General features: G+C 71.2%; 24 protein-coding genes. 9 read left to right on the forward strand and 15 right to left on the reverse strand.

Translation table 11 applies throughout. From position 1 onward, the window contains the following. Positions 1-716: 716 nt before the first annotated feature. Positions 717-1928, reverse strand: a complete 1212-nt coding sequence (locus VA596_RS34065) for a L,D-transpeptidase (protein WP_323332508.1) — start codon at positions 1926-1928, stop codon at positions 717-719. Between the two features lie 103 nt (positions 1929-2031). Next, on the reverse strand, positions 2032-2901 hold the full coding sequence (locus VA596_RS34070) for a patatin-like phospholipase family protein (protein ID WP_323332510.1): 870 nt from the start codon (positions 2899-2901) through the stop codon (positions 2032-2034). A gap of 70 nt (positions 2902-2971) precedes the next feature. Here VA596_RS34070 and VA596_RS34075 point away from each other — a divergent pair, with 70 nt between their 5' ends. The 3 genes from VA596_RS34075 to VA596_RS34085 all read left to right on the forward strand — a co-directional run bounded on the left by VA596_RS34075 (position 2972) and on the right by VA596_RS34085 (position 5372). Further along, complete coding sequence (locus tag VA596_RS34075) at positions 2972-3937, forward strand: LysR family transcriptional regulator (RefSeq protein WP_323332511.1); 966 nt, start codon at positions 2972-2974, stop codon at positions 3935-3937. A gap of 99 nt (positions 3938-4036) precedes the next feature. Beyond that, entirely contained in the window at positions 4037-4603 is a 567-nt protein-coding gene (locus VA596_RS34080; RefSeq protein WP_323332513.1) for a papain-like cysteine protease family protein, read from the forward strand. 1 nt (position 4604) lies between these two features. After that, a complete protein-coding gene (locus VA596_RS34085) occupies positions 4605-5372 on the forward strand; it encodes a hypothetical protein (protein ID WP_323332514.1) in 768 nt (255 codons plus the stop codon). A 38-nt stretch (positions 5373-5410) separates the two neighbouring features. On the opposite strand, the gene VA596_RS34090 is transcribed toward VA596_RS34085, so the two are convergent. The 4 genes from VA596_RS34090 to VA596_RS34105 are packed head-to-tail and all read right to left on the reverse strand — an operon-like array spanning position 5411 to position 8621. Beyond that, the gene (locus tag VA596_RS34090) at positions 5411-6055 is read right to left on the reverse strand and encodes a DedA family protein (protein WP_323332515.1); all 645 of its coding nucleotides are present in this window, start codon (positions 6053-6055) and stop codon (positions 5411-5413) included. Positions 6056-6100: 45 nt separating this feature from the next. Next, a complete protein-coding gene (lipA, locus tag VA596_RS34095) occupies positions 6101-7102 on the reverse strand; it encodes a lipoyl synthase (protein ID WP_323332517.1) in 1002 nt (333 codons plus the stop codon). 25 nt (positions 7103-7127) lie between these two features. After that, positions 7128-8078 carry an oxidoreductase gene (locus VA596_RS34100; RefSeq protein ID WP_323332519.1) on the reverse strand — a complete coding sequence of 317 codons (951 nt, stop codon included), beginning with the start codon at positions 8076-8078 and terminating at the stop codon, positions 7128-7130. Positions 8079-8096: 18 nt separating this feature from the next. Next, on the reverse strand, positions 8097-8621 hold the full coding sequence (locus tag VA596_RS34105) for a hypothetical protein (RefSeq protein ID WP_323332521.1): 525 nt from the start codon (positions 8619-8621) through the stop codon (positions 8097-8099). Positions 8622-8753: 132 nt separating this feature from the next. Between VA596_RS34105 and VA596_RS34110 the strand changes: the two genes are divergently transcribed. Both VA596_RS34110 and VA596_RS34115 read left to right on the forward strand, forming a co-directional pair. Further along, entirely contained in the window at positions 8754-9374 is a 621-nt protein-coding gene (locus VA596_RS34110; protein ID WP_323332523.1) for a TetR/AcrR family transcriptional regulator, read from the forward strand. Between the two features lie 4 nt (positions 9375-9378). Then, positions 9379-10314, forward strand: coding sequence for an LLM class F420-dependent oxidoreductase (locus VA596_RS34115; RefSeq protein ID WP_323332525.1), 936 nt, complete (start codon positions 9379-9381; stop codon positions 10312-10314). A 44-nt stretch (positions 10315-10358) separates the two neighbouring features. Here VA596_RS34115 and lipB read toward each other — a convergent pair whose 3' ends face one another. The 5 genes from lipB to lpdA all read right to left on the reverse strand — a co-directional run bounded on the left by lipB (position 10359) and on the right by lpdA (position 15894). Beyond that, on the reverse strand, positions 10359-11102 hold the full coding sequence (gene lipB, locus VA596_RS34120; protein WP_323332527.1) for a lipoyl(octanoyl) transferase LipB: 744 nt from the start codon (positions 11100-11102) through the stop codon (positions 10359-10361). Further along, entirely contained in the window at positions 11099-11722 is a 624-nt protein-coding gene (locus VA596_RS34125) for a phosphatase PAP2 family protein (RefSeq protein WP_323332528.1), read from the reverse strand. The genes lipB and VA596_RS34125 overlap by 4 nt, the downstream gene beginning before the upstream one ends. Further along, a complete protein-coding gene (locus tag VA596_RS34130) occupies positions 11719-12594 on the reverse strand; it encodes a TIGR01777 family oxidoreductase (protein WP_323332529.1) in 876 nt (291 codons plus the stop codon). The genes VA596_RS34125 and VA596_RS34130 overlap by 4 nt, the downstream gene beginning before the upstream one ends. Before the next feature lie 97 nt (positions 12595-12691). Beyond that, positions 12692-14464: a 2-oxoglutarate dehydrogenase, E2 component, dihydrolipoamide succinyltransferase gene (gene sucB, locus VA596_RS34135; RefSeq protein ID WP_323332531.1), complete on the reverse strand. Its 1773-nt coding sequence runs from the start codon at positions 14462-14464 to the stop codon at positions 12692-12694. Between the two features lie 56 nt (positions 14465-14520). Beyond that, positions 14521-15894: a dihydrolipoyl dehydrogenase gene (gene lpdA / locus VA596_RS34140; RefSeq protein ID WP_323332533.1), complete on the reverse strand. Its 1374-nt coding sequence runs from the start codon at positions 15892-15894 to the stop codon at positions 14521-14523. 181 nt (positions 15895-16075) lie between these two features. Here lpdA and VA596_RS34145 point away from each other — a divergent pair, with 181 nt between their 5' ends. Then, positions 16076-16420, forward strand: coding sequence for an oxidoreductase (locus VA596_RS34145; protein WP_323332534.1), 345 nt, complete (start codon positions 16076-16078; stop codon positions 16418-16420). Between the two features lie 258 nt (positions 16421-16678). Here VA596_RS34145 and VA596_RS34150 read toward each other — a convergent pair whose 3' ends face one another. From VA596_RS34150 to VA596_RS34160, 3 genes are read right to left on the reverse strand one after another with little or no spacing between them, the layout of a single operon-like run. Continuing rightward, positions 16679-17131: a GNAT family N-acetyltransferase gene (locus VA596_RS34150; RefSeq protein WP_323332535.1), complete on the reverse strand. Its 453-nt coding sequence runs from the start codon at positions 17129-17131 to the stop codon at positions 16679-16681. Then, a complete protein-coding gene (locus VA596_RS34155) occupies positions 17128-18093 on the reverse strand; it encodes an SMI1/KNR4 family protein (protein ID WP_323332537.1) in 966 nt (321 codons plus the stop codon). The genes VA596_RS34150 and VA596_RS34155 overlap by 4 nt, the downstream gene beginning before the upstream one ends. Further along, positions 18094-19593: a leucyl aminopeptidase gene (locus VA596_RS34160; RefSeq protein WP_323332538.1), complete on the reverse strand. Its 1500-nt coding sequence runs from the start codon at positions 19591-19593 to the stop codon at positions 18094-18096. 109 nt (positions 19594-19702) lie between these two features. On the opposite strand from VA596_RS34160, the gene VA596_RS34165 reads away from it, so the two are divergent. Both VA596_RS34165 and VA596_RS34170 read left to right on the forward strand, forming a co-directional pair. Then, the gene (locus tag VA596_RS34165; protein ID WP_323332539.1) at positions 19703-20551 is read left to right on the forward strand and encodes a hypothetical protein; all 849 of its coding nucleotides are present in this window, start codon (positions 19703-19705) and stop codon (positions 20549-20551) included. Beyond that, the gene (locus tag VA596_RS34170; RefSeq protein WP_323332541.1) at positions 20544-21218 is read left to right on the forward strand and encodes a DUF402 domain-containing protein; all 675 of its coding nucleotides are present in this window, start codon (positions 20544-20546) and stop codon (positions 21216-21218) included. Before VA596_RS34165 ends, VA596_RS34170 begins: the two co-directional genes overlap by 8 nt. Here the strand turns inward: VA596_RS34170 and VA596_RS34175 are convergent. After that, positions 21175-21477 carry a hypothetical protein gene (locus VA596_RS34175; protein ID WP_323332543.1) on the reverse strand — a complete coding sequence of 101 codons (303 nt, stop codon included), beginning with the start codon at positions 21475-21477 and terminating at the stop codon, positions 21175-21177. The two genes, VA596_RS34170 and VA596_RS34175, sit on opposite strands and share 44 nt — an antisense overlap. 107 nt (positions 21478-21584) lie before the next feature. Here VA596_RS34175 and VA596_RS34180 point away from each other — a divergent pair, with 107 nt between their 5' ends. Next, the gene (locus VA596_RS34180; RefSeq protein ID WP_323332544.1) at positions 21585-22688 is read left to right on the forward strand and encodes a branched-chain amino acid aminotransferase; all 1104 of its coding nucleotides are present in this window, start codon (positions 21585-21587) and stop codon (positions 22686-22688) included. Positions 22689-22721: the final 33 nt, after the last annotated feature.

Genomic DNA, 22721 nt, shown 5'->3' on the forward strand with positions numbered 1-22721 from the left:
CATGGTTCTCCCGGCCGGGCCCTTTTCTTTATACCCACCCACAGGTCGTGTCGACCCGGCAATCACACGCGCCGACCTTCCGATCACGTGTCGGCTTCCGAATCACGCGTGTTGACCCTTCAATCACAAGTGTCGACTCCGCAATCACGCGATTCGGCCTCGCAATCACAGGTGTCGGGTTCGCAATCACGCGTGCCGACCCCGCAAACACACGAGTCGGCCCTTGCGAGCATGCGTGTGTCGGCCTGCCGGTGAGGTGTTCGGGTCTCGGATCACAGGTGCCGGCCTGCTGGCCAGGTGTCAGCTCCCGGATCATGGGTGTTGGCCTTCTGATCACAGGTGTCGGCTCGCTGGGTCAGGCGTGCCGACCGTGCAGCCGCGCGAGCTGGCTTCCCATCCCGCAGCCGTCCCTCCAGGTGCGCGAACCGGCCCTTCGGGTGCGTGAGTTCTGACTTCGATCCCGCGAGTCTCGTGTCCGGGCGCCGAGTGATGCCCGCCTGATCACGCGTGATGCCCCGCGGATCACGCGAGATGCCTCCCCAATCACACGTGATGCCCCTGTGAGCACGTGTGATGCCTCGCCTGTCACGTTGGCGAGCCGCGGAAGCCTCTCGCGCGGCGGCTGACCAGGCACGGCAAAGGCTGGCCTGATCCGCCGGGGCATGAAAAAGGGCCGGGAGCAGCAAGCTCCCGGCCCTATCTCAAAGCCAGACCAATCACTTCACGGCCGAGCCGGCCTGCCAGTCGGCCCAGGACTTGGACCAGTCGCCGTACAGGTCCCAGACCGGGAGCTGGGGGCCGCCCGAGTTGGTTACCTCCACTACGTCGCCCAGGCCCAGGTTCTGGAAGAACCACTGGGCGTTCGCCGCGTTCAGGTTGATGCAGCCGTGGGAGACGTTCGAGCTTCCCTGCTGGCCCACGCTGTTCGGGTTCTCGTGGACGAACTCGCCGTCGTTCGAGATGCGCTGGGAGAACTTCTCGTCGGAGCGGTACGCCTTCGGGTCGGGTGGGCAGACGCCGTACGTGCACGAGTCCATCGTGTAATTGGCCTGCTTGTCCGAAATGACGTGCGCGCCCAAATGCGTCGGGGTTGCGTCCTTGCCCATCGAGATCGGCATGGACTTCACCATCGCGCCGTTGTGGAAGATCTGCATCTGCTCGGTGTTCCCGTCCGCTTTCGCGATCCAGGAATCGTGCACCTTGTACGTCTCGGTGCGGTCCTCCGCGCCGAAGACGCCGTTGCCGAAATCGACGCCGTAGATCTTCGCCGTGACCTTCAGCGTGGTGCCGGCCTTCCAGTACTCCTTCGGCCGGTAGTGGACGTTCGAGTCGTCGATCCAGTACCAGCTGCCCTCCTGCTTCGGCGACGACTCCACCGTGAGGGCCTTCTCGACGTCCGCCTTGTTCTTGACGGCGATCTTGCCGAAGCTGAAGACGATCGGCTGGCCCACGCCGACACCCGTGCTCGCCACCGCGGACGGCGCCGGGATCAGGTTGGCGTTCGCCTGCTTCTTCGGGGCGACCGTGCTGATCTGGTTGTCCTGCTCGATCGGCTTCCCGTCGGTGCCCTGGGCGTGCGCGACGATCTTGTACGTCGCGCCGTAGCCGAGCGGCTCACTGGACGTCCAGCTGAGGGAGTCCGCCGCCAGCTTGCCGGCCACCGTCTTCCCCTTCGCGGTGTTGGTCACCGTGACGTCGATGAGCTTCCCGTTGGCCGCCTTGACGACGACGGGGGTCGCGGGGTTCACTCCTGTGCCGCCCGCCGGCTCGAACGTCACCGCCACCGGGGTCGCGGACGGCGCCTCGGATCCGGACGTCGGCGCTCCGCCGGCAGGCGAACCACCGTCGTCACCGGACGAGCAGGCGGAAAGCAGCAGTGCTCCGGCGAGAATCCCGGCCACCGAAAGTAAAGTCTTCTTGGGGAGCATATTGTCTCTTTTTGAGGAATTGGGATCGGCGGGCATTACCATCAAAACTACGCGATAGCGATGACGTCCTTGCGACCGCATCGGTGCATCGTCGTGACGTGGATCACGTGACGACCAGACCAGGAGCGCCGTAAAGCCCCGCACCGGACACCGCAATCCCCTCGAGGAACTCCTTCGCCGCGTCGTACGCCTCGGCCGCCAGCGCGTCCGTGTGGCCGAAGTCCAGCGGGTTCACCCGTGACGGCGCCGGCCCCGGCAGGTAGACCACCGGCACCTGGGACGCCGCGAGCGGCGCCTCCAGCACGGCCTGGTTCCGCATGCTGATCATCGCGGTGAACATCATCACCTCGGCGAACGTCCGCGGCGCACTCGGCAGCTTCCCGGGGAACGCGCAGTCGAACACCACCAGCGACTGCGCGCCCATCGCCAGCGCCTGCCGCATCGGCACGTTCGCGACGAGCCCGCCGTCGTACAGCAGCCGTCCTTCGTACGAGACCGGCGGGAAGATCCCCGGGATCGCGCAGCTGGCCAGCAGCGGCTCCAGGAGCGGCCCGGACCGGATCAGCAGCGGCTCGGCCGTGTCGACCTGCGTCGTGACGACGCCGAGCGGCAGCGCCAGGTCCTCGAACCGGCGATCGGCGCCGACGTGCTCGTTGATGATCCGGGTCAGCCCGCTGTTGGGGAACAGGTGCGTCTTGCTCTGCGTCAGCGTCCGGACCCGGCTCAGCACGCCGCCGGGGAACGCCTCGTCGCGCGTCATGTGCGCCCAGATCCCGCGCAGTCGCTCGATCGGGTCGTCGTGGGTCAGGGCCAGCACGGCCGCGTTGAGCGAGCCGACCGACGTGCCGACCGCGAGGTCCGGGGTGATCCCGGCTTCGGCGACCGCGCGCAGCATGCCGACCTGCATGGCGCCGAGACTGCCGCCACCGCCGAGGACGAAGCCGATCGGCCGGGGAAGATCCGCGAAACTCATACCGCCGAATGTAGTAAGCCCGACTTTCGCAGGTCGTGCCGGCCGTGAAGGCGGCGTTAACCTGCTGGACGTGGCCGAGCTGGAACTGCGCCATCTCAGGGCCGTCCGGGCGGTGGCCGACGGCGGCAGCGTGAGCCGCGCCGCGACCGTGCTCGGCGTCAGCCAGCCCGCCCTCACCGCGCAGCTCAAGCGCATCGAACGCATCCTCGGCGGCGACCTGTTCGTCCGCGAGCCCAGCGGGGTGCGCCCCACCGAGCTCGGCCGGTTCGTGCTCGCCCGCGCCGACGCCCTGCTGTCCGACATGCAGGCCCTCGTCGCCACCGCCCGGCGCCACGGCGAGAGCGTCGCGGAGACGCTCAAGATCGGGTACGTGCCGCTGCTCATCATCGGCCGGTTCATCGAAGAGCTGGGGGAGACGCTCGACGTCCAGACCTACGCCGAACCGGCCTCGCTGACGCTGCTGAAGCTGCTCTCGACCGGGCGGGTGGACGTCGCCCTGCTCGAACGGTTCGACGGGGCCGAGGCGCACCACTACTCCGGGCTGACCGTGCGGACCCTGGCGACCGAGCCGATCTTCGTCGGGATCGCGCAGGGGCACCCGGCCATCCAGGGTGGCGTCGTCGACCTCGCCGATCTGGCCGACGTCGACTGGATCCTGCCGCCGCCGCACGAGAACTGCGTGCGCGTGCGGTTCCTGCAGGCCTGCGCGGCCGCCGGGTTCACCCCGCGGGTGCGGCACTTCACGTCCGAGGCGGGCACCGCGGGCACGCTGATCGCGCAGGGTGCGGTGTGTCTCGCTCAGGCCGCGTCGGCGCCGCCGCCCGGGCTGGTCGCGCTGCCGCTCGCCGGGGACCCGCTCTGGACGACGCTGCTGTTCGCGACGCGGGAGGACGACGCCCGGACGCCGGTGACCGACGAGGTGTTCCGCTGCGCGGAGGTCGCGTACGAGGCGTCGAAGCACCGGAACCCGCACTTCGCGCGGTGGTGCCGGCAGCATCCGGAGGAACCGGGCGAACGGCTCGTCTCCGCCCGATAGGCGGCATAACGCCGGTGTTATCCCCGCTGGGATTACTGCCCGGCGCGGCAACGGGAGACGCTCGGCGAGTCCCCACCTGTTGCCGACAAGGAGCAACGAATGCACCTCAGACGATCAACGGCGATCGGCGTGCTGTGCGTGGCGCTGGCCGGCCTGTTCTCCCCGCCCGTGACGGCCGCGCCGCGGGCCGCCACCACCCTGGCCATCAGCCAGCTCGTCCAGGAGCAGAACCAGTGGTGCTGGGCCGCGAGCGGCCTGACCATCGCGCGGTTCCTGGGCTACGGCTCGAACGTCAGCCAGAACACGTTCTGCGACTACTCCCGCGGCTACCCGGCCGGCTCGCAGTGCCCCAACCAGGCCGGTGAGCTGACGTACGTGCAGCGCGGCTACCAGGCGCTCGGGCTGCGGCCCGGCACGGTGACCAGCGCGCTGAGCTTCGCGTCCGTGCAAAGCGAGATCGGGGCGCGGCGCCCGATCGAGACCGGCATCTACTGGACCGCCGGCGGCGGCCACGCCCAGGTCATCTACGGCTACGACACCAGCGGGCTCGTCTACTACGGCGACCCGTGGCCGAGCAGCCAGCGCTACAGCGCGATGGCGCACTCGAGCTACGTCCGCAACGGGCAGTTCCAGTGGGCCCAGTCCCTCTACCGGATCGGGGCGTGACATGAACGTCTTCCGCGGACTCGTCACCCTCCTCGCCGGCTCCGCGCTGGTGCTCGGTTTCGGTGGGACGGCTTCGGCTTCGGAGCCCACGAACACGGACGTCGCGGCGGCCAAGCAGGCCCTCGCCTCGGCGGACACGACGGCGAAGCTGTCGTCGTTCTTCGGCCAGCTCGACAAGCGGTCCGGTGTCGCGCGGGCCGATGTGGAGCAGGCGCCGAAGGTCGCCGGTGAGCCGTTGCGCGTCTACTCCCTCGACCCGGCGTTCGTCGCCGGGACGCCGGACGCGACGCCGGCGGCGTTCGCCTACTTCGCCGTGCGGACGCAGGCCTCGACGGGCCGCCAGGCGACGGTCTGGCTGACGCCGGAACCCGCCGGCTGGGCCGCGACCAACTTCACCACCGGGACCGAGGAGCTGACGTACCCGGCGCAGGCCCACGGGGACGTCGTGTTCACCGAGCCGCAGGTCAACGCGTGGTACCGGATCCGCGAGGGCCGGGTGCTGCCGCTCAACGACCCGGCGCGCTCGCGGGTCGGTGACGGCCTCGCGCTGCCGGCGTACCAGCAGCTGGTGCACCGGCTCTACGGCGACAAGCTGCCCGGTTCGGCGTACCGCGCGCAGGGCAAGCTCGGCGGGTACGACCTCGCTGCCCCCGCGCCGGCGCCGTCCGTGCCGGGCACCGGTTCCTGGCCGTTCGTCGCCGGTGGGGCGCTGCTGGCGCTCGGCTTGATCGGCTGGGCCACCGGCAGGGCGACGCGCGCCCGTCGCTGACGCCGGGAGGGTGCGGCCCGGCGTCTCGGGCCGCACCCTCAGGGGACGCGTTCGGGTTCGCGTTCGGCGGCGAGGGCCTTGCGCTTCTTCAAGCGCAGCAAGAAGAACACCGCGACCGCCGCCAGCACGCCGACCACGATCAGGCCGCCCGTGTTCAACGCGCCCTCGATGCGTTTTGCCGCTTCACCCAGGGCCGCGCCGATGCTGATGTGGACCAGCGACCAGCAGAACGCGCCCGCCGCGGCGGCCGGGAGGAACTTGCGGAACGGCAGTCCGGACGTCCCGGCCGCGGCCGGGGTCAGCGTGCGGATCACCGGCAGGAACCTCGCGAAGAACACCGCCCACGCGCCGCGGCGTTCCAGCACCGACGTGGCCTTGTCCCAGCCTTCGAGGCCGTACTTGCGGATCAGTTTCGTCTCGCGCAGGCGCGGCCCGAAGCGGCGGCCGATGACGTAGCCGAGGGCGTCGCCCGCGGTCGCGCAGAGCGTGACGACCGTCCACAGGGCCAGGAACCGCGCGACGGTGTTCGCGGTCGTCGCGGCGATGAGCAGCCCGGATTCGCCCGGGGCCAGGAAACCCAGCCCGATCGTGCACTCGGCGAACACCAGGCCGCCGGTCGCCGCGACGAGCCCCGGTTCCGGGAGTCCTTGCAGCCAGCTCAAGAGATCCGAAACCAGGGCCATGCGCGCCACTTTACCGATCCTTTAAGGTCGGTGGTGTGGCGTCGGTCACCGCGCCAGCAGCGACGCGGCTTCCTGGGCGGCAGGGCCTTCGACGGCGAGGTGCTGGAGGTTCTCCGGCAGGACCTCACCGCGGTGGGCCTTGGTCTGGGCGTAGAGCCGTCCCGCGCGGTACGACGACCGCACCAGCGGACCCGCCATCACACCGGCGAAGCCCATCGCCTCGGCGGCCTGGGAGTGCTCGACGAACTCCTCCGGCTTCACCCAGCGGTCGACCGGGTGGTGCCGCGGGGAAGGCCGCAGGTACTGGGTGATCGTCAGGATCTCGCACCCGGCGTCGACCAGGTCCTGCATGGCGGGAGCGACCTCGTCGGGCGTCTCGCCCATGCCGAGGATCAGGTTCGACTTCGTCACCAGGCCCGCTTCGCGCGCCTTGGTGATGACCTCGAGGGAACGCGCGTAGCGGAAGCCCGGGCGGATGCGCTTGAAGATCCGCGGGACCGTCTCGACGTTGTGGGCCAGCACTTCCGGCCGCGCCCCGAAGACCTCGGCCAGCTGCGCGGGGTCGGCGTTGAAGTCCGGGATCAACAGCTCAACACCGGTGCCGGGGTTCAAGTCGTGGATCTGACGGACGGTCTCGGCGTACAGCCACGCACCGCCATCGTCCAAGTCATCGCGAGCCACACCGGTGACCGTCGAATACCGCAAACCCATGGCCTGCACGGACTCCGCGACCTTCCGCGGCTCCGTCCGATCCAGCTCCGCGGGCTTACCCGTGTCGATCTGGCAGAAATCACACCGGCGCGTGCATTGGTCACCGCCGATGAGGAACGTGGCTTCGCGGTCTTCCCAGCATTCGTAGATGTTGGGACAGCCCGCTTCTTCGCAGACGGTGTGCAGACCTTCGCGGCGCACCAAGCCCTTCAGCTCGGTGAACTCCGGGCCCATCCGCACCCGCGTCTTGATCCACGGCGGCTTCTTCTCGATCGGCGTTTCGCTGTTGCGGACTTCCAGACGCAGCAGCTTCCGGCCTTCAGGCGCAGCACTCACGCCCTCAACCGTACGCCCGTCCGGACTACGCGGGGTCGGGGGTGATGCCCGTCAGCTTCGCGGTGAGATCCCACAACGCGGCCCCGATCGCCTCGCTGCGCGCGGGCGTCAGCGGGTTCACCTTGACGGGGTAACCCCGCAGGCCGCCGACCCCGCGCGGGCCGAGGTATTCGCCGCCTTCGACGCCGTCCGCGGTGGCCGCGTACAGCTGGGGGAGCGCGCCCATGCGGGGGCCCTGGGCCAGCAGGATCTCGCCGAGCCGGTTGCCGCCGCCGATCACGGCGCGCAGCACCGGGTTGCGGTACGAGCGGGCCATGCCCTGGCCGAGGCCGGTCCACGTGTAGCCGGGGTGGGCCGCGACGCTGAGGATGTCTTCACCGGCGGCACGCAGCCGGCGGTTCAGCTCGAGGGCGAAGACCTGGTTGGCCAGCTTCGACTGGCCGTAGGCGGCGCCCGGGTTGTAGCGGCGGTGCTCGAAGTTCGGGTCGGCGAAGTCGATGCGCGCGCCGGTCGCGGCGACGCTCGACAGGGTGACGACGCGGGAGCCGCTACCGCCGCGCAACGCGGGCAGCAGCAGCCAGGTCAGCGCCGCGTGGCCGAGGTGGTTGGTGCCGAACTGGGTCTCGAAGCCGTCGGCGGTCTTGCCGCGCGGCGTCATCATCAGCCCGGCGTTGTTGACCAGGACGTCCAGCCGGTCACCGGTGAGCTCGCGCACCGACGCGGCGGCCTCGCGCACCGAGCCGAGATCGGCCAGGTCCAGCTTGACGAGCTCGGGTGCGGCGCCCGACGCGGCCGCGCGCACCTGGCCCAGGGCCTTCGCGCCGCGTTCGGCCGAGCGGCACGCGAGGAGCACGCGGGCCCCCTTGCCCGCGAGCACCTCGGCCGTGCGGAGGCCGAGGCCGGAGTTCGCGCCGGTGACCACCGCGGTGCGGCCGGTCTGGTCGGCGATGTCGGCTTCGGACCAGCGCTGAGTCATGCGCTTACTTAACCCTTGTTACGCGCTCGGCGCGAGCAGGCGCCGCAGGTGTCCCATCACCGGGTGGCGCGGGCGGAGGGACTCCTGGCGGCTCGTGCGCAGCAGCGCCTCGAGCGCGTGTCCCACCTTGGTGATCTCGTCGGCGGGTTCGCGCGGGTCGGCGAGCCCGGAGGTGACGGCGAGCATGCGCAGCTCGCCTTCGTGCATGCGGCGCAGCGACGCGTGGCGCTCGAGACCGCCGTCGAGCACCGCGCGCAGCGTCTCGTGCTCGTCGACGGTGGCGCGCCAGGCGCGGGTGACGGCGTCGACGTGGTCACCCAGGCCGTCGGCGTCGTCCGGGTCGGTGACCTCGGTGCGCAGCCGTCCGCTCAGCACCTGCGTCCACTTGTACTGCAGGGCGGCGAGGACGTTCTCCTCACAGCCGAAGTGGTCCGCGGCACCGGGGACCTCGTCGAGCGGCAGCGGCGCGCCCGGGTTCCGGCCGCCCCGGCGGACGGTGGCTTCGAGGATTTCCTGACGTCGGTAGAAGTCGGTCCAGCTCATGGTTGTGGCTCCCCTTCCGTGGCGAGGGTCATACCGCGGGTCTGCGGCATACTCTCGGTACGGACCTGACACGGTGAACATACCATGGGTATGGAGAGATCCTCCGGGCGTAAAGTTGTGAAGGTGGCGACAATGAGGTCCAGGCGACTCGACTATTCCGAGTCGACGCGGTCGGCGCTGGTCGACAGCGCGGTGGAACTGATCACCAAACGCGGCTACGCGGGTACCTCGCTCGACGAGATCGCCAAACGCGCCCGGGTGACGAAGGGTGCGCTGTACCACCACTTCAGCGGCAAGCAGGCCCTTTTCGAAGCCGCGTTCGACTCGGTCGAAAGCCTCGTCTACGACCGCCTGGACAAGATCATGAACGGCGACGGCACCCCCTGGGAGCGGGCCCTCGCCGGCCTCAACGCGTTCATCCGCGCCTGCCTCGACCCCGCCTACCAGCGGATCGCCATCCACGAGGCGCCGGTCGTGATGGGCTGGGAGCGCTGGCGCGAGGCCGAGGAGCGGTGCAGCTTCGGGCTCGTGCGGTCGGGCCTGCAGTCGCTGATCGACGCCGGCGAGGTCGAGCCGGTGCCGGTCGAGGTCACCGCGCGGCTGCTGTTCGGCGCGCTGTCGAGCGCGGCCACCGAGATCGCCAGCTCGCCCGACCCGAAGAAGGTCGGCGCCGAGATCGAGGACGTGATCGTCCGCATGCTGGTCCGGCTGCGGCGCACCGACGGCGAAGAGGCCACTCCGTCGATAGGCTGACGCAGTGGACTTGAGGATCTTCACCGAGCCCCAGCAAGGGGCCAGCTACGACGACCAGCTGCGTGTCGCGAAGGCGACCGAAGCCGCCGGCTACGACGCCTTCTTCCGCAGTGACCACTACCTGAAGATGGGCTCGGCCGACGGCCTGCCCGGCCCGACCGACGCCTGGATCTCCCTGGCCGGCCTGGCCAGGGAGACCAGCCGGATCCGGCTCGGCACGCTCGTCACCGCGGCGACCTTCCGGCACCCCGGCCCGCTCGCGATCTCCGTCGCGCAGGTGGACCAGATGTCCGGCGGCCGCGTCGAGTTCGGTTTCGGCGCCGGCTGGTACGACGCCGAGCACCAGGCGTACGGCCTCACGCTGCCGCCGTTGAAGGAGCGCTTCGACCGCTACGCCGAGCAGCTCGAGATCATCACCGGGCTGTGGAAGACGCCGGCGGGGGAGACGTACTCCTTCAAGGGCGAGCACTACACGCTGACCGACTCGCCGGCGCTGCCGAAGCCCGCCCAGTCGCCGGCGCCGCCGGTGATCATCGGCGGCTCGGGCAAGAAGCGCACCCCGGCGCTGGCCGCGCGGTTCGCCGACGAGTTCAACCTCCCGTTCGCCGACCAGGAGACCGCGGCCGCGCAGTTCGCCCGCGTCGAGGCGGCGGCCCAGGAGATCGGCCGCGACCCGAAGGAGATCCTGCGCTCGGTGGCGCTGGTCGTCGGCGTCGGCCGCGACGACGCCGAGGTCGAGCGCCGCGCGTCGGCGATCGGGCGCGACGCCGAGGGGCTGCGCAAGAGCGGCTTGGCCGGCACGCCCGCCGAGGTCGTCGACCGGATCGGGCAGTGGCGCGAGAAGACCGGGATCACCCGCGTCTACCTGCAGCTGCTGGACCTGTCCGACCTGGACCAGATCGACCTCATCGCGTCCGAGGTCGCCCCGCAGCTGGACTGAGGTTCAAAGCCGTGAAGGCCACCTCGAGGTGGCCTTCACGGCTTTCAGTTCTGGAGGGCGAAGGTGACGCCTGCGGCCTGCGGGGCCTCGGGGCGCGGGAGCCAGCGGTCGTCGCTCACCGGGAGTTCGCCTTCGAGGGCCGCGAGGACGGCGTCGCGGGCCAGCGGCAGGACCGCTTCCACGCTGACGTCCTTCTGCAGCTCGTACGACAGGGACGTCACGCCCGCGTCGCGGATGCCGCACGGGACGATGCTGTCGAACGCGCCCAGGTCGGCGTTGCAGTTCAGTTCGAAGCCGTGCATGGTCACGCCGCGCTGGACGCGAATGCCGATCGCGGCGATCTTGCGCTCGATGCCGCGTTCGTCGGCCGGGATCCAGACGCCGCTGCGGCCCTCGACGCGCCCGCTGCGCACCCCCAGCTGGTCGCACACGTGGATCAGCGCCTCCTCGAGCCGCCGCACGTAGTGCACGACGTCGATCGGGTCGGCGAGCTTCACGATCGGGTAGCCGACCAGCTGGCCGGGGCCGTGCCAGGTGATCTTGCCGCCGCGGTCGACGTCGATCACCGGGGTGCCGTCCGTGGGCCGGTCTTCGGGCTCGGTGCGCTTGCCGGCGGTGTACACCGAAGGGTGCTGCAGCAGGAGCATCGTGTCGGGCGCGGTGCCGTCGGCCCGGGCCGTGAGGCTGCTCCGCTGGAGCTCCCAGGCCTCGGTGTAGTCGATCGTGCCGAGCTCCCGGACGTCGACGGGCTCGGTGCTGGCGCGGCAGGAAGTGCGGGAAGAACTCACGCGTCGAGGCTACGCCCGTCACCCGCCGGAAGCAGGCGCAAGGCACAGGCTGAGAGCAGCCCGACACCGGTCACGGCCAGCACCGCGCCGATCGTGTCGGTGACCCAGTGCACGCCCAGTACGACGCGGAAGACGGCGATCAGCACGGTCGCCACGACGACGGCGACCGCGACGCGCTTCACCAGCCGCGGCCACAGCCACGCGCACAGCAGCAGCACGACGAACCCGGTGCTCGCCACCGACGTCACGTGCCCGCTCGGGTAGCTCAGGTCCGGGTAGTCGCGGGGGCGTTCGCGCAGGAAGACCGGCTTGAACACCAGGCTGGTCAGCCGGCAGAGCACCAGCACGACCGCCAGCCGGACGCACAGGCCGACGTGCTCGCGGCGGCGCAGCGCCAGCGCCACCAGGGCCGTGCCGAGCACGAACGGGAGCACCGGCCCGAGGACGTCGCTGCCGGCCTGGGCGATCCGGCCGAGCGGCTGGGCGTAGACGCCGTGGAGGGCGTCGGCGACCGCGACGTCCAGGGCGAGCGGCTGCCGCGCGACGCTCAGCCCGAGCAGGACGAACGCGGCCGACAGCACCACGCCGACGACGAGCCAGCGCCGTACCCGGACGGTCATGCCGCGGCGAGCGCGCTGTCCAGCGTCGGGTGCCGGAACGCGTAACCGGAGTCTTCCAGCGCGGCCGGGACGGCGCGCTGCCCGAACAGCGCCATCTCCTCGCCGGCCTGGCCGAGCACCCCCTTGAGCGCGAACCCGGGCACGAACCACGGCGCGGGCCGGTGCACGGCGCGGCCGACCGCGCGGGTGAACTCGGCGTTGGTCACCGGCGCCGGCCCGGTCAGGTTCACCGGGCCGGACAGCGAGTCGTGCGTGAGGGCGTGGACGATCGCGCCGACCTCGTCCTCGAGGGCGATCCACGGCATGTACTGGCGGCCGTCGCCGAGACGCGCGCCCAGGCAGAACCGGAAGAGCGGGCGCAGCAAGCCGTACAGGCCGCCCTTCGACGACAGCACCAGCCCGGTCCGGATGTGGACGACCCGCGCGTCACGCGCCGCCGCCGTCGCCGCTTCCCAGCTTTCGCAGAGTTCGGCCAGGAAACCCTGTCCGCGCTTCGCCGATTCGTCCACAGTGGACGGTCCGGGATCGCCGTAGTAGCCGACGGCGGAGGCGTTCACGAAGACGCCGACCCCGTGTTCGGCGACGGCTTCGGCGAGCACCTCGGTCGGTTCTACCCGGCTGTCGATGAGCTCCTGCTTGCGCATCGCGCTCCAGCGGCCGGGAAACAGCGGCTTGCCACCCAGGTTGACGACGGCGTCGACACCCTCGAAGGCACCGTCGGTGATGGTGCCGGCCGGCGGGTCCCAGCGGTGTTCGCCCGCCGCCCGGGTTTCGCGCCGCACCAGCGTGCGGACGTCGTGGCCGTCGCGCCGCAGGCGTTCGCCCAGCGCCGATCCGATCAACCCGCTCGCCCCGGCGATCAGTACTCGCATGGGTCGATCGTCGCCTATCCGGTGCCCGGCCGCATTCCCGGCCCGGAAACGGCGATGGCCGCCACGGGAGTCCCGTGGCGGCCATCGCCGGGGTGAGTCAGAGACCGAGCTCGTCCTCGAAGTTGCCCTCTTCCAGACGCTGCTTGATCGTCATCAGGAAGCGGCCCGCGTCGGCCCCGTCCACCAGGCGGTGGTCGTAGGTCAGCGGGAGGTACGCCATCGACCGGATGGCGATGGTGTCGTTGCCGTCGGCGTCCGTCGCGACGATCGGGCGCTTGACGACCGCGCCCGTGCCGAGGATGCCGGACTGCGGCTGCACGATGATCGGCGTGTCGAACAGGGCGCCGACGCTGCCGATGTTGGTGATGGAGAACGTGCCACCGGACAGCTCGTCGGGCTTGATCTGGTTGGCCCGCGCCCGGCCCGCCAGGTCGGCGATGCGGTGCGCGAGACCGGCCAGGCTCAGCTCGCCGGCGTCGTGGATCACGACCGAGAGCAGGCCGCGCTCGGTGTCCACCGCGATGCCCAGGTGCACGGCGCCGTGGTAGGTGATCTCCTTCGTGTCCTCGTTGTAGGACGCGTTGACGTTCGCGTGCTGCTTCAGCGCCTCGACGGTCGCCTTCGCGAAGAACGGCAGGAACGTCAGGTTGACGCCCTCGCGCTCCTTGAAGGCACCCTTCGCGCGCTGGCGCAGCTTGGCGATCTTGGTCACGTCCACTTCCTGGACCTGCGTGAGCTGCGCGGCGATCTGCAGCGACTCGCGGGTCTTGGTGGCCGTGATCTGCCGGATCCGGCTGGCCTTCTGCACGGTGCCGCGCAGCGCCTGGACCTCCGGGGAGACCGAGACGGCCGTCGGGCGCGGAGCGGCCGGGGCCGAAGCCGCGGGAGCCTGCGCCGCCGGGGCGGCAGCGGCGGGCGCCGGGGCGGCCGCCTTCTGCTTCTCCTCGGCCGCGGCCAGGACGTCCTGCTTGCGGATCCGGCCGCCGACGCCGCTGCCGGTCAGGCTCGACAGGTCGATGCCGTGCTCCGACGCGAGCTTGCGCACCAGCGGCGTGACGTACGGGCCGTCCGCCGAGCTTTCCTTCGCCGCGGCGGGAGCCGGCTCGGCCTGGGGCTCGGGCTTCGGTTCCGGCTTGGACTCCTGGACCGGCTCGGGCTTCGGCTCCGGCTTGGGTTCCGGCTTCGGCTCGGGCTTGGACTCCTGGACCGGCTCCGGCTTCGACTCCGCCTTCGGCGCGGCGTTCGCGTCGCCGATCACGGCCAGGACGCCGCCGACCTCGACGGTCTCGTCCTCGCCCGCGCGGATCTCCAGCACCGTGCCGGCGACCGGCGACGGCACCTCGGTGTCGACCTTGTCGGTGGAGATCTCGAGCAGCGGCTCGTCGACCTCGACCGAGTCGCCGACCTGCTTCAGCCACCGCGTGACGGTGCCCTCGGTGACGCTCTCGCCCAGCTCGGGCAGCTTCACCTCGGTGCCTTCGCCACCGGCGGCCGGCGCGGTGTCCGGCTTGCTCGGCGCGCTGTCCTGTGCGCTCTCCCGGGCCTCGGGCTCGGGGGCCGATTCGGGCTCGGGCTCCGGCTCGGACTTCTGCTCTTCCTGCGCAGGGGCGGAAGACTCGGGCGCGCCGCCGGAACCGTCGTCGATCACGGCCAGCTCGGCGCCGACCTCGACGGTCTCGTCTTCGGCGGCGCTGATCTTCACGACCGTGCCCGCCACCGGGGAGGGCACCTCGGTGTCGACCTTGTCGGTCGAGATCTCGAGCAACGGCTCGTCGACCTCGACGGTGTCGCCCTCCTGCTTAAGCCACCGGGTGACGGTGCCTTCGGTGACGCTCTCCCCGAGCTCCGGCAGTGTGACGGAGTAGGCCATCGTTCGCTGACTCCTCTTTCAAGATTCTGCGTGGTCTGGATTCTGCTGGTGAGACGTCAGCTGTGCACGTGCAGCGGCTTGCCCGCGAGGGCGAGGAACGCTTCACCGAGGGCCTCGGTCTGGGTGGGGTGCGCGTGGATGAGCGGGGCGACGTCCTCGGGGAAGGCCTCCCAGCTGTAGATCAGCTGCGCTTCGCCGATCAGCTCGCCGACGCGGTCACCCACCATGTGTACACCCACGACCGGGCCGTCCGGGGCCTTGACCAGCTTGACCCCGCCGGAGGTCTTGAGGATCTGGCTCTTGCCGTTGCCGCCGAGGTCGTAGGTGAACGTGGTGACGTCCGAACCGTACTTCTCCTTGGCCTGCGACTCGGTCAGCCCGACCGACGCGACCTCCGGGTGCGAGTAGGTGACCCGCGGGATGCCGCTCTCGTCGATCACGCGCGGGGCGAGCCCGGCGATCTCCTCGGCGACGAAGATGCCCTGCTGGAAGCCGCGGTGCGCGAGCTGCAGGCCCGGGACGATGTCGCCGACGGCGTAGACGTTCGGCAGGTTGGTGCGCAGCCGGTCGTCGGTGAGCACGAAGCCGCGGTCGATCTTGACGCCGGCCTCCTCGTACCCGTGGCCGGCCGAGTTCGGCCCGCGGCCCACGGCGACCAGGAGCAGGTCGGCCTCGAGGGTCTCGCCGGATTCCAGCGAGACGCTCACGCCGTTGTCGTCCTGCTTCGCGCCGGTGAACCGCACGCCGGTCTTGAAGGCGATCTTGCGGCGGCGGAAGGCCCGCTCGAGCTGCTTGGAGGCGAACTCGTCCTCGTTCGGGACCAGCCGGGGCAGCGCCTCGACGATGGTGACGTCCACGCCGAAGGAGGCCCAGACGCTGGCGAACTCGACACCGATCACGCCACCGCCGAGGACCACGACCTTCTTGGGGACGTAGTCCAGGGCGAGGGCCTGCTCGCTGGCGATCACGCGGCCGCCGAGCTCCAGACCCGGCAGCGTGCGCGAGTAGGAGCCGGTGGCGAGGATGACGTTCTTGCCGGTGTAGCGGGTGCCGTCCACCTCGACGGTCGTGCCGCCGACGAACGTGCCGCTGCCCTCGACGAGGTTCACCTTGTGCGCCTTGGCCAGGCCCTGCAGGCCCTTGTACAGCCGGGAGACGATCCCGTCCTTGTACTTGTTGACCCCGGCGATGTCGATGCCCTCGAAGACGGCCTTGACGCCGACCGCCTCGGCTTCGCGGGTTTCGTCGGCGACCTCGGCTGCGTGCAGCAGGGCCTTGGTCGGGATGCAGCCCCGGTGGAGGCAGGTCCCGCCGAGCTTGTCCTTCTCGATCAACGTGACGGAAAGGCCCAGCTCGGCCGCGCGGAACGCCGCGGCGTAGCCGCCCGATCCGCCTCCCAGGATCACGAGGTCGGCGGAGGTGTCGGTCACTTCAATAACTCCTCGGCAAGCAGTGGGGTGATGCTCTGTCGTCGCCCGTTCCCGGTATAACCGCGCGCGCGACTCCGCCATCTTGTCACTACGCCGGACGGGGCTGCGACCTAGCCGGGTGTGCGACACCGACCACACGGGGAGTCCGGGATAATGAGGAGGCAAAGTACCTGGAGGAGAGGTGGTCGCGGTGGGGCTCTTCGACTCGCTGCGCAGGCGCGCCAAGGGCGGTCAGCGGGCCGGTACGCTGCGGAAAGCCAATTCGGACGACACCCGGCACCTCGAGGAGTGGGCGGCCACGCGGCGCGGGGTCGAGGCGTTCGTCGAGCCCAAGACCAACGTCACGGAGACCACAGTGGTCTTGGTCGCTCACGACGGCGAGTGGACCCGGCGGCGGATCGGCAGCCTGGAGTCGGCGCAGAGCTTCGGCCAGCGCCGCTCGATCCCGGTCTACGAGGTCGCGCGGATCGGCTACCCGAAGCGGATGCGCGAGTACACGGAGCGAAAGAAGCGCGGCCAGGTCTAGCGCACCCGTCGTGAGTGGCCAGGGCTTTTGGTGACCTGCCGGGTTCCGGCCGGCGGTCTGTGGCTGTCGGATCGTGGTCTGCCGTGGCTTGTCGTGAGTGTTTAGAAGGGTTAGAACCCTCCTAAACACTCACGACCGGTACCGGCGTGGCGCGTGTGACTTCTGGTGCGGGCGGGTTGGCCTGCGGTGTTCCGGTAGGGGGCCAGACGCTGGTCTGCTGGAACCGCCCTGAACTCTCACGACCGGCCGCGGCATACCTCAGAGGTCGATCCGGCCGACGACCTCGCCGTTGAAGGTCTGGCCGGTCGGCTTGAAACCCAGCCGCAGGTAGAAGTTCTCCGGGCCGCCCTCGGCCGGGAGCCACAGCACCGTCGCGGCCCTTTCGCCGCGTCGGCGGGCCTCGTCGAGGACGGCTTCCACGGCGAAGCGGCCGTAGCCGCGGCCCTGGACGCCGGCGCCGACGTTGAGCCGCCAGATCCCGCAGCGGAAGAAGTCCAGCTCCGCGCCGGGGTCGAACGCGCCCATCACGAAGGCGGCCGGCTCGCCGTCGGCGCGGATCAGCCGTGGCCAGGCGACCTCCGGCCGCGTGTAGGCCTCGGCGAGCGAGACGGCGACGGGCGCGACGAAGTCCTTCTGGTGCTCTTCGACCGCCAGCTGGCAAGTGGCCGCGACGTTCTCGGGAGTGATCTTCTCCACGGTGAGGGTGGTCACTGCGCCGACGCTAACAGGGTGGCGTGGTGTTCGAGCACCGCGCGGAACGACGGGTGCACGGTGGTGCCGAGCACCGGGTCGACCTCCACGACGTGCGACGCCGACAGCAGCAGCACCGCCGGTTCGGCCAGCAGCACCACGCCGTTCTCGGCGCGCAGGTCCGCCGTGCCGAGCAGGCGCGGGAAGACGACGTCGGCGGGCAGGCCGTCGCAGGTGCGCAGGAACTCGCGCAGGTCGCCGGGCAGCTCGACGCCGAGTCGTTGTTCGGCCGAGCGGATCGCCGCGGCCGACGCCGGGGGTGGCGCGGTGACCCCGCCGCGCAGGCGCAGGATCTCCGCGACCAGCTCCGGCATGGTGCCCAGGTCCGGCGGGTAGCGCTCGTTCAGCGCCGCGACCAGCGCGCCCGCGCCCGCCTCGGCCCAGCCGCCCAGGCCGAGCGGGTCCGCGCCGGCCACCAGGGCCGGGGCCAGGGCGCGGGTCGCCGCCAGCATCGCGACGTCGGGACGCGGGCCGGCCAGCTCGGCCCAGCGGGCGAGGTCGCCGTCGGCGAGCGCGGTGCGGACCTTGTCCGGCCGGGACGGCGCGACGTGCTTGACGACCTCGGCGATCACTCCGGGCGGGAGGACACCGTCGAGATCGGACACCGGACGGCGCAGGGACGTCATGTGCGCGCGCTCTTCGGCGTCGAGGTCCAGCGGCGGCAGGCCCTCGGCCCACGCGGGACGTCCGCCGCGGGCTTCGAAGAGCATTTCCCAGGCACGGGCCCGGATCGGGTCGCCGGCCAGTGCGCTGACGGGCCGTTCCGTGCGGGCCTGCCAGTGCGTCACCAGCCGGTCGGCCTCGCCGAGGGCGCCGGCGGTGGCGAGCAGCAGGGCCGCGTACCCGACCTGGTTGTCCACAGTGGACGAAGCGGCGGTCAGGATGTCCCTGACCGCCGCTTCGAGGTACTCGCCCGCGTCCACTCAGCCGTTGGCGGCGATGTCCGCCAGCACGGCGGCGATCGTGCGGACCGGGACACCGGTGCCGCCCTTGCCGGTGTAGCCCCACGGCGCGCTGGAGTTGAACGACGGGCCGGCGATGTCGATGTGCACCCAGTCGAGGCCGTCGGCGACGAACTCGCGCAGGAAGATCCCGGCCGCGAGCATGCCGCCCCAGCGGTGCCCGGTGACGTTGGCCAGGTCGGCCAGCCGCGAGTCGAGGTCGGCGCGCAGCTCCTCGGGCAGCGGCATCGCCCAGCCGTTCTCGCCGGTGGCCCGCATGATCGCGGCGACGCGGTCGCGGAAGTCGTCCGAGCCCATGACACCCGCGGTGCGGTTGCCGAGCGCGACGACCTGGGCGCCGGTCAGCGTCGAGGTCTCGATCAGGTAGTCCGGGTTCTCCTCCGCGGCGCGCACCATCGCGTCGACCAGCACGAGGCGGCCTTCGGCGTCGGTGTTGAGCACCTCGACGGTCTTGCCGCCGTACATGGTGAGGACGTCACCCGGGCGGTACGACGTCCCGGACGGCAGGTTCTCCGCCAGCGGGATGTGCGCCACGATCTCGAGCGGGTACTTCAGCTTCGCGGCCAGGACGACCGACGCGAGCACGCCGGCGGCGCCGGACATGTCCGAGGTCATGTGGTCCATGTTGGCGGCGGGCTTGAGCGAGATGCCGCCCGAGTCGAACGTGATGCCCTTGCCGACCAGCGCGACCTTCTTGGCGGCCTTGGCCGGCTTGTAGGCGATGCGGACCAGGCGCGGCTGGCGCGCGGAGCCGCCGCCGACACCGAGGATGCCGCCGAAACCCTTGCGCTTGAGGGCCTTCTCGTCGAGCACCTCGAACTCGAGGCCGTTGTCCTCGGCGAGTTTCTTGGCGCGCTCGGCGAAGGACGCCGGGTAGAGGTCGTTCGGCGGGGTGTTGATCAGGTCGCGGGCGGTGAGCACGGCCTCGGCGATGCTGCCGGCCGCCTTCAGCGTCGCCTTGTGGTCGCGGGACGTGCCGTCCGCGGGGCTGGCGAAGTCGACCTTCGCGACCGGCGCGTCGCCCTTCTCGGAGCGGTATTCGGTGAAGACGTACGAGCCGAGGATCGTGCCCTCGACGGCGGCCTGCAGGTCGAGCTCCGACAGCGTGACGAACGCGCGGTCGGTGCCGGCGAGCGCGCGGCCGGCGGCACCGGCGGCGCGGCGGACCTGCTCCGGGGTGACGCCGTCACCCTCCTTGCCCAGGCCGACGGCCAGGACGACACCGGCACCGAGCTTGCCCAGCGTCGGCACCTTGACGACCTCTTCGGCCTTGCCGCTCGCGCCGAGCGTGGCGAGCAGGCCGGCGAGCCGGCCGTCGAAGGCGGCGTCCACGGCCGCGGCGCCCGCGGCGAGCACGGGCCCGTCCTCGCCGGCCACGGTGCCGATGACGACCACGTCGGCGCGCGTCTTGGCCAGTGCCTCCCCGGTGTTGTCGGACAGGGCGAGCTTGGGCACGGTCACTTCTGGCTCCTCGCGCGTTCACGTGGTACCGGGCACCGGCCCGGTCGGGATCGTGAGCCATGCTAATGACAGGCGGACCAGGGGTGAACACAGGGAGAGGGAGGGCGGCGTGCGACTGGGTGGCGGGCTGCTGGTCGCGCTGGCGGCCGGCGCGGCGGGGGCGGGCTGGTGGCTGCTGGCCGGCCTGGTGCTGGCGGCGGTGGCCGCCGGGGGGACAGCGCGGGTACCGGAACCGGGGGACGCCCTGGTCGACCGGGTCGTCGTGGCCTCCGCACGGCTGGCCGAGATCGCCGTCTACGCGATCGCCTTCGGGGCCTACGTCTTCCCGCTGCACCGCGAACTCGCCGCGGCCGCCTTCGTCGTCGTGGTCGCCGGGGCCGGGTTCGCCGGGCTCAAGATCCCTACGTTCGTCGCACGCGCCGCGGGCGGGGTGCTCCTGGTGGGCGGTCTGGTCCTGGTCGCGCTCTGCGTGGCCGTGACGCCGGTTTCGACCGTCGGCGGCGGCCTGCAGCCGCCCGACTTCGCCGGGGTGCTCGTCGCGGCCGTGCTCATGCTGCCGTTCCTGCGGCCTCGCGGTCGCGAACACGCGGGGCTGCGGGTCCTGCTGCTCGGCGGGATCGCGGTGCTGGCCGCCTTCGCCGCGCTGTACCAGCTCGGTGCGGTCCGGCTCGGGCTGTCGCTGACGTCGCTGCGCGACCTGCTGTCCGCCGCCGACGCGGACTCGCTGCAGCCGGTGCTCACCGCGTTCGCCGTGGTGGCGACCGTGGTGCCGGCGCTCGCCGCGGGTGTCGAGGTCCGGACCCGGGCGGGCGGGCCCGGCCTCGCGGGCCTGGCCGTCGCGGCGGTGGCCGCGTACTTCCTGCCGGCGCTGCCGGTGCTCGTCGTCGCGGGACTGGCGACGGTGATCGAACTGCTACTGGGCGTGCGCGCCCGCCGGTACAGTGGGGCACGTGAGTGATCGACGCCGGCGGCCCGGGCAGACCGTGCTCGAGCGGTTCCACCGGCCGGACGGCTCGATCGGCCAGGTCCACCCGCTGCGCGTCCTCGAAGACGACGGCCGGGTCCTGCTCGGCTGGATCCCGGCGGGCACCCCGATCGTCGGCAGCAGGCTGGCGGACGGCCGGCACATGGCGGACGCGCCCCTGGAGCAGCGGTTCCGCATCCCGCGCGTGGTGGTCCCGGACTTCTGGCACCGCACGTCGAACCTGCGCCGGATCGCCGACGACGAATGGTCGTCGGTCTGGTGGTTCTTCGACGCCGACGGCCGGTTCACGAACTGGTACGTCAACCTCGAGGTCCCGCTCGGCCGCAGCCCGGGCGCGGTGGACCGGATCGACGGCGTGCTGGACGTCGTCGTCGAGCGGGACGGCACCTGGCGCTGGGACGACGAGGACGAGGCCGAGGTGGCGATCGACGCCGGGCGGCTCACCCCGGAGCAGCTCGACCGGCTGCGCGCCGAGGGCGAGCGGATCGGCACGCTGGCCGAGCGCGGCGCCTACCCGTTCGACGGGACGGGCACCGACTTCCGCCCGGACCCGGGCTGGCCGGCCCCGGAGCTGCCCGCCGGACTGCTGGAGGAGCTCAGCCCGCCGTCAGGATCAGGATCAGCGCCAGCACGGCGTTGACGACCGCGAGGATGACCACGGACTTCGTCGGGATCACCTTCGGGAACACCGTCTTGTCGTGGATGCTCCGCCACCACACGACGCCGAAGACGCCCGCGACGAGGCCGAGGAAGCCGCCGAAACCGCTGCTGAGCACGGCCCAGCCGACCATGCCGAGCAGGCCGACGCCGAAGGTCAGCAGCACCGCGGTCACGAACGTCTTGACACCGGCCCCGGCACCCGTGGCGCGGGGGACCGGCTCAGTGGAGTGAAAGGTCACGGCGTCATCCTAGAGTGATTACGGCGAGGGCGCGGGAGGCCAGGCCGGTCCGGAAAACAGATGGACATCCGACTAACGCCCTTCCGACCAACAGGTATTCTCTGCGCATGACCATCACGACGCAGTTCGCCACTGTCCCGCACTCGAGCCCTGCGAGCCAGGAACGCGTCGCGGAGGTACTCGCCGCCCCCGGTTTCGGGCTGTACTTCACCGATCACATGGTGACCGTGAAGTGGTCCAAGGGCGAAGGCTGGCACGACGCGCAGGTCGGCCCCTACGCCCCGTTCACCCTCGACCCGGCGACGTCGGTGCTGCACTACGGCCAGGCCATCTTCGAGGGTCTCAAGGCCTACCGCCAGCCGAGCGGCGCGATCGCGTCGTTCCGCCCGGACGCCAACGCGTCGCGGTTCCGGCAGTCGGCCGAGCGGCTCGCCATGCCGCAGCTGCCCGAGGAGCTGTTCCTCGAGTCGCTGCGCGAGCTGATCGCCGTCGACAAGCGGTGGGTGCCCACCCGCCAGGGTGACGCGCTCTACCTGCGGCCGTTCATGATCTCGACGTCCACCGGCCTCGGCGTCAACAGCCCCGCCGCCGACTACCTCTACACCGTCATCGCGTCCCCGGCCGGGTCGTACTTCTCCGGCGGCATCAAGCCGGTGAGCGTCTGGCTGTCCACCGAGTACGTGCGCGCGGCGCCCGGCGGCACCGGCGCGGCCAAGTGCGCCGGCAACTACGCGGCGTCGTTCGTGGCGCAGGCGCAGGCCGTCGAAAAGGGCTGTGACCAGGTGGTCTGGCTCGACGCGGTGGAGCGGCGCTGGGTCGAGGAGATGGGCGGGATGAACCTGTTCTTCGTCTTCGGCTCCGGCGAGAACGCCCGGCTCGTCACGCCCGAGCTGACCGGCTCGCTGCTGCCCGGCGTCACCCGCAAGTCGCTGCTGCAGCTGGCCGAGCGGCTCGGCCACAAGGTCGAGGAGCGCCGCATCTCCACCGAGGAGTGGGAGAAGGCGGCGGCTTCGGGTGAGCTGACGGAGACGTTCGCCTGCGGCACGGCGGCCGTCATCACGCCGGTCGGGCACGTCAAGCACGCGAACGGTGAATTCACGATCGGCGACGGGCAGCCGGGCACTCTGACGATGAAGCTGCGTGAAGAACTGACCGGAATCCAGGAGGGCACCCGCCCGGACCCGGACCACTGGATGATCCCGCTCGGCTGATTTGCCCAAGTCCGTGATGGCCACCTTGAGGGA

This window comes from Amycolatopsis heterodermiae, assembly GCF_034929455.1.
Taxonomy (GTDB): domain Bacteria; phylum Actinomycetota; class Actinomycetes; order Mycobacteriales; family Pseudonocardiaceae; genus Amycolatopsis; species Amycolatopsis heterodermiae.

Excerpts from the sequence above, each read along its gene's own strand:
- VA596_RS34065 (WP_323332508.1), bottom strand. The coding sequence starts at position 1,928 with ATGCTCCCCAAGAAGACTTTACTTTCGGTGGCCGGGATTCTCGCCGGA.
- VA596_RS34070 (WP_323332510.1), bottom strand. The coding sequence starts at position 2,901 with ATGAGTTTCGCGGATCTTCCCCGGCCGATCGGCTTCGTCCTCGGCGGT.
- VA596_RS34080 (WP_323332513.1), top strand. The coding sequence starts at position 4,037 with ATGCACCTCAGACGATCAACGGCGATCGGCGTGCTGTGCGTGGCGCTG.
- VA596_RS34085 (WP_323332514.1), top strand. The coding sequence starts at position 4,605 with ATGAACGTCTTCCGCGGACTCGTCACCCTCCTCGCCGGCTCCGCGCTG.
- VA596_RS34090 (WP_323332515.1), bottom strand. The coding sequence starts at position 6,055 with ATGGCCCTGGTTTCGGATCTCTTGAGCTGGCTGCAAGGACTCCCGGAA.
- VA596_RS34100 (WP_323332519.1), bottom strand. The coding sequence starts at position 8,078 with ATGACTCAGCGCTGGTCCGAAGCCGACATCGCCGACCAGACCGGCCGC.
- VA596_RS34105 (WP_323332521.1), bottom strand. The coding sequence starts at position 8,621 with ATGAGCTGGACCGACTTCTACCGACGTCAGGAAATCCTCGAAGCCACC.
- VA596_RS34110 (WP_323332523.1), top strand. The coding sequence starts at position 8,754 with ATGAGGTCCAGGCGACTCGACTATTCCGAGTCGACGCGGTCGGCGCTG.
- VA596_RS34125 (WP_323332528.1), bottom strand. The coding sequence starts at position 11,722 with ATGACCGTCCGGGTACGGCGCTGGCTCGTCGTCGGCGTGGTGCTGTCG.
- VA596_RS34130 (WP_323332529.1), bottom strand. The coding sequence starts at position 12,594 with ATGCGAGTACTGATCGCCGGGGCGAGCGGGTTGATCGGATCGGCGCTG.
- sucB (WP_323332531.1), bottom strand. The coding sequence starts at position 14,464 with ATGGCCTACTCCGTCACACTGCCGGAGCTCGGGGAGAGCGTCACCGAA.
- VA596_RS34180 (WP_323332544.1), top strand. The coding sequence starts at position 21,585 with ATGACCATCACGACGCAGTTCGCCACTGTCCCGCACTCGAGCCCTGCG.